Source organism: Klebsiella sp. GL120222-02 (assembly GCF_003097195.1).
Classification (GTDB): domain Bacteria; phylum Pseudomonadota; class Gammaproteobacteria; order Enterobacterales; family Enterobacteriaceae; genus Klebsiella; species Klebsiella variicola.
On the sequence record NZ_QEQO01000003.1, the window covers coordinates 603522 to 617720 of the forward strand.

Consider the following 14199-nt stretch of genomic DNA (forward strand, 5'->3'; position numbering starts at 1 on the left):
CGCCCCTGGGCGCCAATGTGAATACCCCTTTACAGGGTAACACCGCTTTTAAAGATGGCCAGTTCGCGGAAGTCATTCTGTTCATTACAGGTCGGTTTACCGTTAGCGAAAGCCACAATGGCATCCACAAACTCCTCCAGCAGCTGCGGCATCGCTTTGCCATGGATCAGCTGCCCGGCATCGAAGTCGATCCAGTGCTTTTTCTTCGCCGCCAGTTCGCTGTTGGTGGCGATCTTCACCGTCGGCACAAAGCCGCCGTACGGCGTGCCGCGTCCGGTGCTAAACAACACCATATGACAGCCGGCGCCGGCCAGCGCGCTGGTGGCGACCGCGTCGTTGCCCGGCGCGCTCAGCAAATTCAGACCATGAACCTTCAGGCGCTCGCCGTAGCGCAGGACATCCACCACCTGGCTGGAACCCGCTTTCTGAGTACAGCCCAGCGACTTATCTTCCAGGGTGGTGATCCCCCCGGCTTTGTTACCCGGGGAAGGGTTTTCGTAAATAGGCTGGTCGTGGGCGATAAAGTACTGCTTAAAGTCATTGACCATGGTCACCAGCTTGTCGAAGGTCGCTTCGTCACGGCAGTGACTCATCAGCAGCTGTTCAGCACCGAACATCTCCGGCACTTCGGTCAGCACGGTGGTGCCGCCGTTGGCGATCACATAGTCTGAGAAGCGGCCCAGCATCGGGTTAGCGGTAATGCCCGACAGGCCGTCCGATCCCCCGCACTCGAGACCAAACTTCAGCTCGCTCAATTTACCCGGCTGGCGTTTATCCTGACGCATCACTTCATACAGCTGATGCAGATGCGCAACCCCCGCTTCCACTTCATCGTCCTGGTGCTGGCAAACCATAAAGTGCACACGCTGCGGGTCAAACTCGCCCAGCGTTTCGCGAAAGGCATCCACCTGGTTGTTTTCACAGCCAAGGCCAACCACCAGTACCGCCCCGGCGTTCGGGTGACGAACCATATTTTGCAGCATGGTGCGAGTGTTGATGTGGTCGTCCCCAAGCTGCGAGCAGCCATAGGTGTGGCTGAAGAGATGCACCCCATCGATATCCTCAGCGCCATACGTCTCTTTCAGGAAACGGTTCTGCATTTGTCTGGCCATCGCGTTGACGCAGCCGACGGTCGGCAGGATCCACAGCTCATTGCGCACGCCGACGTCACCGTTGGCGCGACGATAAATCTGCACTTCGCGATCCGCAGGCTGTGGCGGTTGGGCAACCCGGTCCGGTTGATAGCGATACGCGTCAAGGTCGCTGAGATTGGTGCGCGTATTGTGCGCATGAACATGCTCGCCCGGCGCGATATCCGCCAGCGCATGGCCAATCGGCAACCCGTACTTAACGACGTTTTCCCCTTTCGCGATAGCGCGCAGTGCAAACTTGTGGCCGCGAACGATATCCTGGCCGAGGGTGACCGAATCCTTATCAATCGTCACCACACTACCGGCAGCGATATCCGCCAGCGCGACCGCGACGTTATCCTGCGAATGGATTTTAATGTATTGCATATCAACCGACCTCTGGCCTTAGTTCAGTTCAATGGCGAAATAGTCACGCGCATTGTTAAAGCAAATGTTTTTCACCATCTCGCCCAGCAGCGCGATATCCGCAGGCGCTTCGCCGGCAGCCACCCAGCGGCCGATCATCTGGCACAGAATGCGGCGGAAGTATTCGTGGCGCGTGTAGGAGAGGAAGCTGCGGCTGTCGGTCAGCATCCCGACGAAGCGGCTCAGCAGGCCGAGCTGCGCCAGCTGGGTCATCTGCCGCTCCATGCCGTCTTTCTGATCGTTGAACCACCAGCCGGAGCCGAACTGCATCTTGCCTGGCATGCCTTCACCCTGGAAGTTACCGATCATGGTGCCCAGCACTTCGTTATCACGCGGGTTCAGGCAGTAGAGAATGGTTTTCGGTAGCAGGTTCTCTTCGTTCTGCTTGCTCAGCAGCTTAGACAGCTCTTCAGCCATCGGGCGATCGTTGATCGAGTCGAAGCCCACGTCCGGGCCTAACAGTTTGAACTGACGCAGGTTGTTATTGCGCAGCGCACCGATATGGTACTGCTGTACCCAACCGCGACGGGCATATTCTGCGCCGAGGAACACCAGCACCGCGGTTTTGAACTGCGCCACTTCGTGTGCGCTGAGGGTCTCGCCAGCCAGACGGCGCGCCAGAATGGCGTCCAGCTCGGCGTCGGTCGCTTCCGCAAACAGCACCACGTCCAGCGCGTGGTCGGAGACCTTGCAGCCGTGTGCGGCAAAGTGGTCCAGACGTTTGGTCAGAGCGCTTTGCAGGTCCGCAAAACGGCGAATATCGGTATCGGACACCTCACCCAGCTTCGCCATGTAGTCATTAAAGGTCGCCTGTTCAATGTTGAATGCTTTATCCGGGCGCCAGCTCGGCAGCACTTTGATATCAAAGGAGGTATCTTTGGCGACAACCGCATGGTGCTCGAGAGAATCAATCGGATCGTCGGTGGTACCGACCATCTTCACATTCATCTGCTTCATGATCCCGCGGGCGGAGAAGGCGTCCTGAGCCAGTAAATCATTGCACTGGTCCCAGATCTCATCGGCGGTGGATGGAGACAACAGCTTACCTGTAATACCAAAAGGGCGACGCAGCTCTAAATGGGTCCAGTGGTATAACGGGTTGCCAATAGTGTGCGGCACCGTTGCCGCCCAGGCGTCAAATTTCTCGCGATCGGACGCATCACCGGTACACAGACGCTCCGGTACGCCGTTAGTGCGCATTGCGCGCCATTTGTAGTGATCGCCTTTCAGCCAGATGTCATACAGATTTTTGAAGCGATAGTTTTCGGCAACCTGCTGCGGCGGAAGGTGGCAATGGTAGTCGAAAATCGGCTGATCTTTGGCGTAATCGTGGTACAGACGGCGAGCAAATTCGGTATCGAGTAGAAAATCTTCAGTCATAAACGGTGTCATTCGCGTGTCCTCTTCGCTCCGTAGCGGGAGCCTTTCAGATGATTGACTACAATGCTGACAAAGTTATCACACCAATTTCTACAGACCGAGCTGTTTTTCGTGAGTTAGATCAATAAACGTCGATAAAAAAACGACCGTCTCATTGGAAAATACCCCGGCAGGGCGCGCCATCTCTGGCTTTGCCGGTAAGGGCTAAAGACCACACTAACTTTCCCACTTTTGTGACAGCACTCAACTTTTAAAGTTGTATGACAAGTTATCTTTCTGCCGTCGCAACATATAAACCGACGGAATGCATTACCGGTGTTTATGGCATCGGCTTATACGGAATGGACACCGACTTTCAACATAACAACTGATGGTAAGGTTCGGGCCAGAGGGGGATCCCCCCTCCTGAACCCTCCGTTTCGCTTTCCCGACCGCGTATTGCCGTCAGGAAAGGCCGCACCTGATGCGGAAAGATAACAGACGATGAGGTTTACATGCGTAAAATTAAAGGGTTACGTTGGTACATGATTGCGCTGGTGACGCTAGGCACCGTGCTGGGCTACCTGACCCGTAACACCGTGGCGGCGGCCGCGCCGACGCTGATGGAAGAGTTACACATCTCGACTCAACAGTACTCCTATATCATTGCAGCCTATTCCGCTGCCTACACCGTCATGCAGCCTGTCGCGGGTTACGTCCTCGATATTCTCGGGACCAAAATCGGCTATGCCTTCTTTGCTATCGCCTGGGCGATATTCTGCGGCTCAACCGCGCTGGCAGGCAGCTGGGGCGGCCTGGCGCTGGCTCGCGGCGCAGTCGGCGCAGCGGAAGCCGCGATGATCCCTGCCGGGCTGAAAGCCAGTTCTGAATGGTTCCCGGCAAAAGAGCGCTCTATCGCGGTGGGCTACTTCAACGTCGGTTCCTCTATTGGCGCCATGATCGCGCCGCCGTTGGTGGTGTGGGCGATTGTCATGCACAGCTGGCAGATGGCGTTCATCATCTCCGGGGTATTGAGCTTCGCCTGGGCCATCGCCTGGCTTATCTTCTACAAACACCCGCGCGACCAGAAAAAATTATCTGACGAAGAACGCGACTACATCATTGGCGGTCAGGAGTCTCAGCATCAGACCAATAACGCGAAGAAAATGTCGCCGTGGCAGATCCTGCGCAACCGTCAGTTCTGGGGTATCGCCCTGCCGCGCTTCCTCGCCGAGCCGGCCTGGGGGACCTTTAACGCCTGGATCCCGCTGTTCATGTTTAAGGTTTACGGCTTTAACCTGAAAGAGATCGCGATGTTCGCCTGGATGCCGATGCTGTTCGCCGACCTCGGCTGCATCGTGGGCGGTTACCTGCCGCCGCTGTTCCAGCGCTGGTTTGGCGTCAACCTGATCGTGTCGCGTAAAATGGTGGTCACCATGGGCGCCCTGCTGATGATTGGCCCGGGGATGATCGGCCTGTTCACCAGCCCGTACGTGGCGATTGCCCTGCTGTGCATCGGCGGGTTCGCTCACCAGGCGCTGTCCGGGGCGCTGATCACCCTCTCTTCCGACGTCTTTGGCCGTAACGAAGTCGCTACCGCCAACGGTCTGACCGGGATGGCCGCCTGGCTGGCGAGCACCATGTTCGCCCTGGTTGTCGGCGCGCTGGCAGACACCATCGGCTTCAGCCCGCTGTTTGCGGTACTGGCCGTCTTTGACCTGCTGGGCGCGTTGGTTATCTGGACGGTGCTGAAAAACAAACCGGCTGACGATGACTCGACGCCGCTTAGCAGCCGCAAACCCGCCACGCAGAGTTAGATCATGTGCTGATATGACCGCTTATCGAGCCGCCTTCTCAGGCGGCTTTTTCATGCCTGCCAGTGGTGGAAAGCGTGTAAAAGTGGTATAACAAATCGAATATTGTCGCCATCTTGCGGGAGCGAATATGGAAATCATTGAACCACGCCGTCTGTATCAGCAGCTTGCCGCTGAGCTGAAGACGCGCATCGAACAAGGTGTCTACCTTGTAGGGGATAAGCTGCCCGCCGAGCGCTTTATCGCCGATGAAAAAAACGTCAGCCGCACCGTGGTTCGTGAAGCCATTATCATGCTGGAAGTGGAAGGGTATGTCGAAGTCCGCAAAGGGTCGGGTATTCATGTCATCTCCAACCATCCCAAGTACCAGCAGGTGGCCGATGAAAGCCTTGAATTCGCCAACTATGGCCCTTTTGAACTCCTGCAGGCGCGGCAGCTAATTGAAAGCAATATTGCTGAATTCGCGGCGACTCAGGTGACCAAACAGGACATCATGAAGCTGATGGAGATTCAGGAGAAAGCGCGCAACGAGAAGTGTTTCCGCGACTCCGAGTGGGATCTCCAGTTCCACGTCCAGGTGGCGCTGGCCACGCAGAACAGTGCGCTGGCGGCGATCGTGGAAAAAATGTGGACCCAGCGCGTGCATAACCCGTACTGGAAAAAGCTGCATGAGCATATCGACCTGCGCACGGTCGATAACTGGTGCGACGATCACGATCAGATCCTGAAAGCCCTGCTGCGTAAAGATCCCAACGCCGCCAAGCTGGCGATGTGGCAGCATCTGGAAAATACCAAGCAAATGCTGTTTAACGAAACCAGCGATGACTTTGAATTTAATGCCGATCGCTACTTATTTGCCGATAATCCGGTAGTTCATCTCGATACGGCGGCCAACAGCGCGAAATAAGCGCTTATCCTGACGGCGCGCGGCCCCTGCGCGCCTGCCCCCCAGGCCGGCTGGAGTAAGTAAAACATATATAGTGTCAGCCTGTGTAAATCCTCTCGCCTCCCACCGCCGCAATCAGCAAAATCAACGAGCAACACCTTGCAATTTCTCTGACGTAAAGTCAGCTGATTTGTTACAATTAGATGCATTTTGCCGTTCTGGGGGTAAGTGTTTACTTACTTCAGTCTTATACAGGGAAGCGTTCAGAGCGCCTAAGCAGCGACCAAAATCTCATAAAAATCTTGTCGCCCAACATGCCACGCGCTCAGACGTGCCGTTAACCGATGTACCAGGAATCGTGAATGGAACTTTTAACCCAGTTATTGAATGCCTTGTGGGCTCAGGATTACGAAACGCTCGCGAATCCCTCCATGATTGGCATGCTGTATTTTGTCTTGTTTATGATTTTGTTCCTTGAGAACGGGTTACTGCCTGCCGCGTTTTTACCGGGGGATAGTCTGCTTGTGCTCGTGGGCGTGCTGATCGCCAAAGGGGCGATGGGCTTTCCGGAAACCTTGCTGCTGCTTACCGCCGCCGCCAGCCTCGGCTGCTGGCTGAGCTACATTCAGGGGCGCTGGCTGGGCAATACGCGGATCGTGCAAAACTGGCTGTCGCATCTGCCCTCTCACTATCATCAACGCGCGCATCACCTGTTTCATAAGCATGGGCTCTCCGCGCTGCTGATCGGCCGCTTTATCGCCTTCGTGCGTACGCTGTTGCCGACGATTGCCGGCCTTTCAGGCCTCAATAACGCTCGCTTTCAGTTCTTTAACTGGATGAGCGGCCTGCTGTGGGTGCTCATCCTGACCTCGCTGGGCTATCTGCTGGGCAAAACCCCGGTATTCCTCAAGTATGAAGATCAGCTGATGTCCTGCCTGATGCTCCTTCCGGTCGCGCTGCTGGTCTTCGGACTGATCGGCTCGCTGGTGGTGCTGTGGAAGAAAAAATACAGAAGCCGGGGCTAATGATGGTCATTAAACGCCCCTCCCTGCGCCAGCTGAGCTGGCTGCTGGGTGGCTCTCTTGTGCTCTGCGCGCTGTTCTGGCTCTGGCTGGCAGTGCAGCAGCAGGAGGCCACGCTGGCGATCCGTCCGGTTGGCCAGGGCGTCAGCATGCCGGACGGCTTCTCCGTCTGGCATCATCTCGACGCCAACGGTATCCGCTTTAAGAGCATTACGCCGCAAAAAGATGGCCTGCTGATTAAGTTCGACTCCACCGCCCAGGGCGCGGCGGCGAAAGAGGTTCTCGGTCGCGCTCTGCCACATGGTTATATTATTGCCCTGCTGGAGGACGATAACTCGGCCACCGCCTGGTTATCCCGTCTGCGCGACGCGCCTCACCGGCTCGGGTAAACTACCGCCTTACTGCGTTTTTTACGCAGTCTGGTGGTTTCCTGCATTTGTTACTATGCTTAAACCTGCGGGAATCAACGCATTCCCGTTCACCATCGGGAACGGGTATATCCTCCGGGTATACCCTCAGACAATGGAAGGTACTATCCATGAAACACCGCATCGCTCTGCTTCTGGCCCTGACTTCACTTAGCGCCAGCGCCATAGCAGCCTCTCCCTGCCAGGAAAAAGAGCAGGATATTCAACGAGAGATCAGCTATGCCGAAAAGCATCATAATCAAAGTCGCATTGATGGGCTAAATACCGCGCTACGTCAGGTACGGGAAAACTGCAGCGACAGTAAACTCAAAGCCGATCATCAGCAAAAAATTGCCAAACAGCGGGAAGAGATCGCTGAACGTCAGCGCGATCTGCAGGAAGCCCGGAAGAAAGGCGATGCGGACAAAATCAACAAACGCCAGCATAAACTCAATGAAGCGCAACAGGAGTTAAAAACGCTGGAGTCTCGGGACTACTAATAACAGTTAACTTTCGCAACACGGACCACGCTACAGGAGAACGACATGGCTAAAGAGAATGTGACTGACGACCTTCGTGCAGAACTGAAAACGCTGGCGGATACCCTGGAGGAAGTTCTGAATTCCTCAGCGGACAAGTCGAAAGAAGAGATTGGTAAACTGCGTAGTAAAGCAGAGAGCGCGCTAAAAGAGAGTCGTGCCCGCCTGGGTGAAACCAGCGATGCGATTTTGCGTCAAACGCGCGAGACCGCCGCGCGGGCGGATGATTATGTTCGCGAAAATCCGTGGACAGGAGTCGGGATTGGTGCCGCCGTCGGGCTGGTGCTGGGTGTCCTGCTGTCGCGTCGCTGATTATGGCGAATACTCAACACACGCAGGGGCCAGGCCAGCGCGTGTTCTCCATTGGCCAGCGTATCGTCACGCTGCTGGCCGAAATGGTGGAAACACGGCTGCGCCTGGTCGTCGTGGAGCTGGAGGAGGAGAAAGCCAACCTCTTCCAGCTGCTGATCATGACCGGACTGACGCTGCTGTTTGCCGCGTTTGGCCTCATGAGTCTGCTGGTGCTGGTTATCTGGGCCGTTGACGCCCAGTACCGCCTGCACGTCATGATCGCCACCACCGTCGTTCTGCTCCTCGCCGCCGCGATCGTGGGTATCCTTACCCTACGTAAGGCGCGCCGCTCCACGCTGCTGCGCCTGACGCGTAAAGAGCTGGAGAACGACCGTGCCCTTCTGGAGGACGATAAACCGTGAATGGCCGACAGGAGCGTGAACGGCAAAAGGCGCTGCTGCTGCGCCAGATCCAGCAGCAACGACTGGAGCTTAGCGCCTGTCGTCGCCACTGGCTGGAGGCGACAGCGCCCCTCGATCGCGGCTGGCATACGCTGCTGAGTTTACGTTCGTGGCTGATGGTTGGCAGCGGTTTGATGGCCGTCTGGTCCATACGACACCCGCACTTTTTGATGCGCTGGACCAAACGCGGTCTCGGACTGTGGAGTACCTGGCGGATGGTCCGCGGGATCCTGCGCCAGTCGTCAACACACTAGCAGCCCGGAGCGCGGGCGCTTATCCCGGCGCCCCGCTCTGCCATTTCCCCGTCCGATACAATACGCCGTTCGCGGCAGACGGGGCCTTCGCCGCAACCCGCGGTTAGCCCCCCTCAGATCTCAATTCATTCCGCTCAGCCACCCGATATCGGGACGGGTAGTTCCCCTCGTCGCCAGAAAATTTCTCCTCACCGCACTTATTGCTCAGAAACTTTGAAGAAGATCTACAGTTTTCCTTGCTAACAATTCCCTCTCCGCCTCGTTACTATCCTCTCCATCGACAGCAACACCGTGTAACCACGCGGGATTGCGCTAAAAAACAAAACTGCCGCCCTTTGGGTTTTCTGGAGTAAGAAATGAAAAAATTAGAAGATGTTGGTGTACTGGTAGCGCGTATTCTGATGCCGATTCTGTTTATCACTGCTGGATGGGGCAAAATCACTGGTTACGCCGGAACCCAGCAGTATATGGAAGCCATGGGCGTGCCGGGAGCACTGCTGCCGCTGACCATTCTCCTTGAATTCGGCGGCGGTCTGGCGATTCTGTTCGGTTTCCTGACCCGTACCACCGCGTTGTTCACCGCAGGCTTTACGCTGCTGACCGCGTTCCTGTTCCACAGCAACTTTGCGGAAGGCGTGAACTCGCTGATGTTCATGAAAAACCTGACCATTGCTGGCGGTTATCTGCTGCTGGCCATTACCGGACCGGGCGCATTCAGCATCGACCGCGTACTGAATAAAAAGTGGTAAGCGCACTATACTGAGTAAAAATCTAAAAAAAGCGAGGGGATATCTCCTCGCTTTTGCTATCTGCGGGAGGAAGTAATGGGACAATTAGTCGACGGCGTCTGGCAAGATACCTGGTATGACACCAAATCCACCGGAGGACGATTCAAGCGTTCCGTTTCGGCCTTCCGTAACTGGCTCACGGCCGATGGCGCGCCGGGGCCTGCGGGCGAAGGTGGCTTTGCCGCGGAAAAAGACCGTTATCATCTGTATGTTTCTTTAGCCTGCCCGTGGGCGCACCGCACGTTAATTCTGCGCAAGCTGAAAGGACTGGAACCCTTTATATCCGTCTCCGTGGTCAATCCGCTGATGCTGGAAAACGGCTGGACCTTCGCCGATGATTTCCCTGGTGCTACCGGCGACCAGCTCTATCATCATCAGTTCCTCTATCAGCTCTATCTGCAGGCTGACCCGCACTATACCGGTCGCGTCACGGTCCCGCTATTGTGGGACAAAAAGCAGCAGACCATCGTCAGCAATGAGTCGGCAGAAATCATCCGCATGTTTAATACCGCCTTCGATGGTCTGGGCGCCAGAGCCGGGGATTACTATCCGCCGGCGCTGCGGGAAAAAATCGATGAACTGAACGGCTGGATCTACGACAACGTCAACAACGGCGTGTATAAGGCCGGCTTTGCCACCAGCCAGCAGGCTTACGACGAAGCGGTCGAGGCGGTCTTTACTTCACTGGAGCGGCTGGAGCAGATCCTCGGTCAGCATCGTTACCTGACGGGAAATCAGCTGACGGAAGCCGATATTCGCCTGTGGACCACGCTGGTACGGTTCGACCCGGTATATGTGACGCATTTTAAATGCGACAAACGGCGCATTAGCGATTACCTCAACCTGTACGGTTTTCTGCGCGATATCTACCAGATGCCCGGCATCGCGGAGACGGTGAGTATTCCGCATATCCGCCACCACTATTACCGCAGCCATAAAACCATTAATCCAACCGGCATTATCTCCATTGGACCGCAACAGGATCTCAACGAACCCCACGGCCGCGATCAGCGCTTCCGTTGATCTTTCGGGCGCCAGTGATGGCGCCCAATAATTCAGAAAACAGATATTTACCCACCATTCATTCACGTCTATTCTTATTGCGATCGCTTAAAAAACAAGTGATTGACGGTTAATTGAGGCGTAGAAATGGACTGGTATCTCAAGGCATTAAAAAACTATATAGGATTTGGCGGCCGTGCGCGGCGCAAAGAGTACTGGATGTTTATTCTGGTCAACCTCATCCTGACCGGCGTATTGAGCATCATCGATAAAATGCTGGGCTGGCAGCGGGCGGGCGGCGAAGGCATTCTGACGACCATCTATGGCGTACTGGTCTTTTTACCGTGGTGGGCGGTGCAGTTTCGGCGTCTGCATGACACCGACCGCTCAGCCTGGTGGCTGCTGCTGCTGTTGATCCCGGTCATCGGCTGGCTGGTGATCCTGATCTTTAACTGCCAGCGCGGCACCGAAGGCAACAATCGCTTCGGACCCGATCCGAAACCCTTCTCCTATTAATCTTCCCGCTCCTCCCGCTAGCGGGAGGAGCGTCTTCTCGACTAGCGTCCCGCAAACAGCTTAGGGATTTCGCGCAGACACCAGGACTTCGCCTCGCCCATACTGTCCCGCCGCCAGGCCATGATTATGTCAATTTCATTGGTGTATTCCGGGCTGACGACCCGCAGACGCCCTTCGGCAATATCCTTCTCCACCAGCGGATAGGGCATGGTCGCCACGCCTAGCCCGGCCAGCAGTGCCTGGCGCTTATCTTCAATGGTACTCACCGTTAAGCGCGGCTGTTTATCCAACAACTGGACGGTGAGGACGGGCCGCTCGCGCGCTGTATCCGCTACTGCGACGCCGCGGTATTTCACGCGGGTCACTTCCGAGAGCGGTTCCGGCTCCTGGTGGATCGGGTGATCCGGCGCCGCGACGTACACACTGAGCACCGAATAGAGTTTGCGCGAGTTAATCTCCGAGGAGGAACGAAAATGCATATCCGGCGCGACAACAATATCCGCCCGCCCCTGCTCCAGCCGCTCCCAGGCGCCGGCCAGCACTTCGGTGATAATCGACAACTGCGTATTAGATTTGGTCGCCAGTTTTTCAATTAGCGGAAACAGATCCGGGGTGGGCACCAGCGCTTCGGTGACGATCGTCAGGTGGGTTTCCCAACCGCGCGACAACGCTTCCGCATCGGTGGTGAGTTTATCCGCCGCTTCGAGCAGCACGCGCCCACGCTCAAGCAGCATCCGTCCCACGTTGGTGAACTTCGTGCGATGACCTGAGCGGTCAAACAGCACCACGTCCAGCTCCTCTTCCAGTTTTTGCATGGTATAGCTCAGGGCGGAAGGCACGCGTCCCAGCTCATCAGCCGCGGCAGCAAAGCTCCCACGGCGGTCGATCGCATCCATCACACGCAACGCTTCCAGCGTTAATGCTCTCTCTTTGGCCATCGCTTTCTCATTCAGGAAATTTGAACATACCGGGCAGAATATCTGGCTAACAATACAGCGTCCATACCTTTACCATTGATTTAGTGTAAAGAGAGGTCAAGAACATGATTACTACCCGAACAGCCAAACAATGCGGACAAGCAGACTTCGGCTGGCTGCAGGCCCGCTACACCTTCTCCTTTGGCCACTACTTCGACCCGAAATTACTGGGCTTCGCGTCCTTGCGCGTCCTCAACCAGGAAGTGCTGGCGCCCGGCGCTTCCTTCCAGGCCAGGACGTACCCAAAAGTCGATATCCTGAACCTGATTCTGGAAGGCGAAGCGGAGTATCGCGACAGCGACGGCAACCACGTGCAGGCCAAAGCCGGTGAAGCGCTGCTTATCGCCACCCAGCCTGGCGTGAGCTATAGCGAGCATAATCTGAGCAAAGAGCAGTCGTTAACGCGAATGCAGCTGTGGCTCGACGCTTGCCCGCAGCGGGAAAACCCGCTACAGCAGAAAACCGAAGTGGTGAGCGCACCGCTGCAGCTGCTGGCCTCGCCGGAGGGAGAGAACGGCAGTCTCCAGCTTCGCCAGCAGGCCTGGGTCTACCATATCGCACTGGAGAAAGGAGAGCAGATTAGCGTGCAGCTACATGGTCCACGGGCTTATCTACAGTCGATTCACGGCACCGTCCATGCCGTCGCGCAGGAACAACAAAAACAGGCTCTCACCTGTGGTGACGGCGCATTTATTCGTGACGAAGCTAACATTACCCTCGTCGCCGATACGCCGCTGCGCGCTTTGCTGATAGATTTACCGGTGTAACAACGGAAGGGATGGAGTCTGTCAGTGAGTAAAAAGAAAAACAGAAAAAAGGCGTCCCCGACGCCATCAGCCCCGACGCAGCCGGAAACCGCCGGCGTCGTCAGCTTTGGTTATGATGAGATGCTGAGCGAACTGGAAGCCATTGTTGTCGAAGCGGAGATTCGTCTGCGGGATGAAGAAAGTCTCGCCTGAAAAGGCAATATCAATGATTCGATTTTCGTTTATAGCCTGAAGATAATATCGGCCCCGAAAGGGGCCGATGACATTATTCGCTCAGCGCGTCGGCAAGATCTTTTTTCACCTGGGTACGCTGCTCCGGCGTCAGGACCTGATTCACATCGAAATAATACTTCACGCGGTAATAACGCACCTGCTGATCGATCTTACTGAAGGCAGCCAGCTGATCCTTGACTGCCTTTTCATCCCATTTTCCGGAATCAATCACGTTAATCAAGGCGCCATCTTTAATGTCTTGCTGCGAAATCTGTTGAACATTATTTTCCAGTTGCTGATGCAGGCTTTTAATTTTCGCAACCTGATCGCTGGTGAGTTTTAAGTGCTGGACAATAGGGTCCTGCGCCGGCGCTGGCGCCGCCTGCACGTCCGCGGCTTGCGCAGACAGAGAGAAACCGGTAGTCAGAAGGGCTGCAAACGCAATACGGGTCATTAATTTCATTGTTTTATCCTGAAGTGAAAGTGTCTGAAATAGCGGTTTATTATTTTACAGTTGGTAGTGAATAAATGTAAAAAATAATACCTAAAGATTATTCACAGCGTGCACCTGATCACAAACCATTCAATACATAAGAAATTCAAATGTTCTCACCAAATGAATTCATATGAAAAATACCACGTTTATATAAAATGACTTTAGCGCTTATCACGGAAATTAATTGACAGTAGCCACGGTTACTTTATTTAATTAGCGAGAAAGATGTCATACATAAAAGCAGGGATATCATTTTTAAAATATATAAGGAGATAGTTATGTTATTACGCACTCGCGTATTACCGCTGTTTTTTGTCATCTCGCTGTTAAGCGGCTGCGGCCTGGCGTCTAAAGCCTTTTATTCCGCGGGAGACAAATTATTTCAACCGGGAGATGACGCCGTCGCTTCGATGCAGACGTATTCAGTCGCCCAGTTCCTGCAGCCGTTTACCCTCAACCCGGCGAAGGCCAGCAGCGATTATCTGGGCAAATGGGTCAAGGTGCGCGGCGTGATTGTCGACATTCGCCGAATGAGCGGTATCGCCGGCAGCTACTATTTTACCGTGACCATGCGAGATGAACAGAATAAAACGGATAAACGTCTGACCTTCAATTTTGGCTCACATAACAGCGCAGACGTTGAGGCGTTAAGCAACGGCAGCATCGCCACGATCGTCGGTCAGGTTCATCAGGTACAAGATTCCACGATCCCGACGCTACAGAATCCTAAGGTGGTTAAATAACGGTAACTGACCAATAAGCCGCGTTCTTTTGGTATAGCGTCGTGGACAGTCATTCATCCTGTTCCCGCTATCCGAATAGTCAAAACCCCGCCGGAGCAGGGTTTTAGC

At 55.2% G+C, this 14199-nt stretch carries 18 protein-coding genes; 14 read left to right on the forward strand and 4 right to left on the reverse strand.

Annotated features, from left to right (window positions below; translation table 11 throughout):
• Positions 1–29: 29 nt before the first annotated feature.
• Both N438_RS12960 and uxaC read right to left on the reverse strand, forming a co-directional pair.
• On the reverse strand, positions 30–1517 hold the full coding sequence (locus N438_RS12960) for an altronate dehydratase family protein (protein WP_008806580.1): 1488 nt from the start codon (positions 1515–1517) through the stop codon (positions 30–32).
• An 18-nt stretch (positions 1518–1535) separates the two neighbouring features.
• Positions 1536–2948 (reverse strand): glucuronate isomerase, encoded by a 1413-nt coding sequence (gene uxaC, locus N438_RS12965; RefSeq protein ID WP_008806581.1) that lies wholly within the window; start codon positions 2946–2948, stop codon positions 1536–1538.
• Positions 2949–3430: 482 nt separating this feature from the next.
• Between uxaC and N438_RS12970 the strand changes: the two genes are divergently transcribed.
• The 11 genes from N438_RS12970 (at position 3431) to N438_RS13025 (ending at position 10895) form a co-directional block, all read left to right on the forward strand.
• On the forward strand, positions 3431–4732 hold the full coding sequence (locus N438_RS12970) for an MFS transporter (RefSeq protein WP_008806582.1): 1302 nt from the start codon (positions 3431–3433) through the stop codon (positions 4730–4732).
• 127 nt (positions 4733–4859) lie between these two features.
• The gene (gene exuR / locus N438_RS12975; RefSeq protein WP_012967188.1) at positions 4860–5636 is read left to right on the forward strand and encodes a transcriptional regulator ExuR; all 777 of its coding nucleotides are present in this window, start codon (positions 4860–4862) and stop codon (positions 5634–5636) included.
• Positions 5637–5977: 341 nt separating this feature from the next.
• Positions 5978–6640 carry a DedA family general envelope maintenance protein YqjA gene (gene yqjA, locus N438_RS12985; protein WP_004206121.1) on the forward strand — a complete coding sequence of 221 codons (663 nt, stop codon included), beginning with the start codon at positions 5978–5980 and terminating at the stop codon, positions 6638–6640.
• An 8-nt stretch (positions 6641–6648) separates the two neighbouring features.
• Positions 6649–7026: an EnvZ/OmpR regulon moderator MzrA gene (mzrA, locus tag N438_RS12990; protein ID WP_162493301.1), complete on the forward strand. Its 378-nt coding sequence runs from the start codon at positions 6649–6651 to the stop codon at positions 7024–7026.
• Between the two features lie 149 nt (positions 7027–7175).
• Positions 7176–7544, forward strand: coding sequence for a DUF1090 domain-containing protein (locus tag N438_RS12995; protein ID WP_008806585.1), 369 nt, complete (start codon positions 7176–7178; stop codon positions 7542–7544).
• 45 nt (positions 7545–7589) lie between these two features.
• Complete coding sequence (locus N438_RS13000) at positions 7590–7895, forward strand: YqjD family protein (protein ID WP_008806586.1); 306 nt, start codon at positions 7590–7592, stop codon at positions 7893–7895.
• 2 nt (positions 7896–7897) lie between these two features.
• On the forward strand, positions 7898–8296 hold the full coding sequence (locus N438_RS13005; RefSeq protein WP_008806587.1) for a phage holin family protein: 399 nt from the start codon (positions 7898–7900) through the stop codon (positions 8294–8296).
• Positions 8293–8589, forward strand: a complete 297-nt coding sequence (locus N438_RS13010; RefSeq protein ID WP_008806588.1) for a YqjK-like family protein — start codon at positions 8293–8295, stop codon at positions 8587–8589. Before N438_RS13005 ends, N438_RS13010 begins: the two co-directional genes overlap by 4 nt.
• 356 nt (positions 8590–8945) lie before the next feature.
• Complete coding sequence (locus tag N438_RS13015; RefSeq protein ID WP_002917920.1) at positions 8946–9338, forward strand: DoxX family protein; 393 nt, start codon at positions 8946–8948, stop codon at positions 9336–9338.
• A 75-nt stretch (positions 9339–9413) separates the two neighbouring features.
• Positions 9414–10400 carry a glutathione S-transferase family protein gene (locus N438_RS13020; RefSeq protein ID WP_116696330.1) on the forward strand — a complete coding sequence of 329 codons (987 nt, stop codon included), beginning with the start codon at positions 9414–9416 and terminating at the stop codon, positions 10398–10400.
• A gap of 126 nt (positions 10401–10526) precedes the next feature.
• Positions 10527–10895 (forward strand): DUF805 domain-containing protein, encoded by a 369-nt coding sequence (locus N438_RS13025; protein ID WP_008806590.1) that lies wholly within the window; start codon positions 10527–10529, stop codon positions 10893–10895.
• Between the two features lie 41 nt (positions 10896–10936).
• Here the strand turns inward: N438_RS13025 and N438_RS13030 are convergent, their stop codons facing one another.
• Positions 10937–11833, reverse strand: coding sequence for a LysR family transcriptional regulator (locus N438_RS13030; RefSeq protein ID WP_004144865.1), 897 nt, complete (start codon positions 11831–11833; stop codon positions 10937–10939).
• 104 nt (positions 11834–11937) lie between these two features.
• Between N438_RS13030 and N438_RS13035 the strand changes: the two genes are divergently transcribed.
• Together N438_RS13035 and N438_RS28030 are read left to right on the forward strand one after the other, a co-directional pair.
• On the forward strand, positions 11938–12639 hold the full coding sequence (locus tag N438_RS13035) for a pirin family protein (protein ID WP_008806591.1): 702 nt from the start codon (positions 11938–11940) through the stop codon (positions 12637–12639).
• A 24-nt stretch (positions 12640–12663) separates the two neighbouring features.
• A complete protein-coding gene (locus N438_RS28030; protein WP_008806592.1) occupies positions 12664–12831 on the forward strand; it encodes a hypothetical protein in 168 nt (55 codons plus the stop codon).
• A gap of 73 nt (positions 12832–12904) precedes the next feature.
• Here N438_RS28030 and N438_RS13040 read toward each other — a convergent pair whose 3' ends face one another.
• A complete protein-coding gene (locus N438_RS13040) occupies positions 12905–13315 on the reverse strand; it encodes a Spy/CpxP family protein refolding chaperone (protein WP_008806593.1) in 411 nt (136 codons plus the stop codon).
• Positions 13316–13626: 311 nt separating this feature from the next.
• Between N438_RS13040 and N438_RS13045 the strand changes: the two genes are divergently transcribed.
• Entirely contained in the window at positions 13627–14091 is a 465-nt protein-coding gene (locus tag N438_RS13045; RefSeq protein WP_012967186.1) for an OB-fold putative lipoprotein, read from the forward strand.
• Positions 14092–14199: the final 108 nt, after the last annotated feature.

What these genes read in the sequence shown, in the direction of transcription:
- N438_RS12960 (WP_008806580.1), bottom strand. Translation starts at nt 1,517, where the DNA reads ATGCAATACATTAAAATCCATTCGCAGGATAACGTCGCGGTCGCGCTG.
- uxaC (WP_008806581.1), bottom strand. Translation starts at nt 2,948, where the DNA reads ATGACACCGTTTATGACTGAAGATTTTCTACTCGATACCGAATTTGCT.
- N438_RS12970 (WP_008806582.1), top strand. Translation starts at nt 3,431, where the DNA reads ATGCGTAAAATTAAAGGGTTACGTTGGTACATGATTGCGCTGGTGACG.
- exuR (WP_012967188.1), top strand. Translation starts at nt 4,860, where the DNA reads ATGGAAATCATTGAACCACGCCGTCTGTATCAGCAGCTTGCCGCTGAG.
- yqjA (WP_004206121.1), top strand. Translation starts at nt 5,978, where the DNA reads ATGGAACTTTTAACCCAGTTATTGAATGCCTTGTGGGCTCAGGATTAC.
- N438_RS12995 (WP_008806585.1), top strand. Translation starts at nt 7,176, where the DNA reads ATGAAACACCGCATCGCTCTGCTTCTGGCCCTGACTTCACTTAGCGCC.
- N438_RS13000 (WP_008806586.1), top strand. Translation starts at nt 7,590, where the DNA reads ATGGCTAAAGAGAATGTGACTGACGACCTTCGTGCAGAACTGAAAACG.
- N438_RS13005 (WP_008806587.1), top strand. Translation starts at nt 7,898, where the DNA reads ATGGCGAATACTCAACACACGCAGGGGCCAGGCCAGCGCGTGTTCTCC.
- N438_RS13015 (WP_002917920.1), top strand. Translation starts at nt 8,946, where the DNA reads ATGAAAAAATTAGAAGATGTTGGTGTACTGGTAGCGCGTATTCTGATG.
- N438_RS13020 (WP_116696330.1), top strand. Translation starts at nt 9,414, where the DNA reads ATGGGACAATTAGTCGACGGCGTCTGGCAAGATACCTGGTATGACACC.
- N438_RS13025 (WP_008806590.1), top strand. Translation starts at nt 10,527, where the DNA reads ATGGACTGGTATCTCAAGGCATTAAAAAACTATATAGGATTTGGCGGC.
- N438_RS13030 (WP_004144865.1), bottom strand. Translation starts at nt 11,833, where the DNA reads ATGGCCAAAGAGAGAGCATTAACGCTGGAAGCGTTGCGTGTGATGGAT.
- N438_RS13035 (WP_008806591.1), top strand. Translation starts at nt 11,938, where the DNA reads ATGATTACTACCCGAACAGCCAAACAATGCGGACAAGCAGACTTCGGC.
- N438_RS13040 (WP_008806593.1), bottom strand. Translation starts at nt 13,315, where the DNA reads ATGAAATTAATGACCCGTATTGCGTTTGCAGCCCTTCTGACTACCGGT.
- N438_RS13045 (WP_012967186.1), top strand. Translation starts at nt 13,627, where the DNA reads ATGTTATTACGCACTCGCGTATTACCGCTGTTTTTTGTCATCTCGCTG.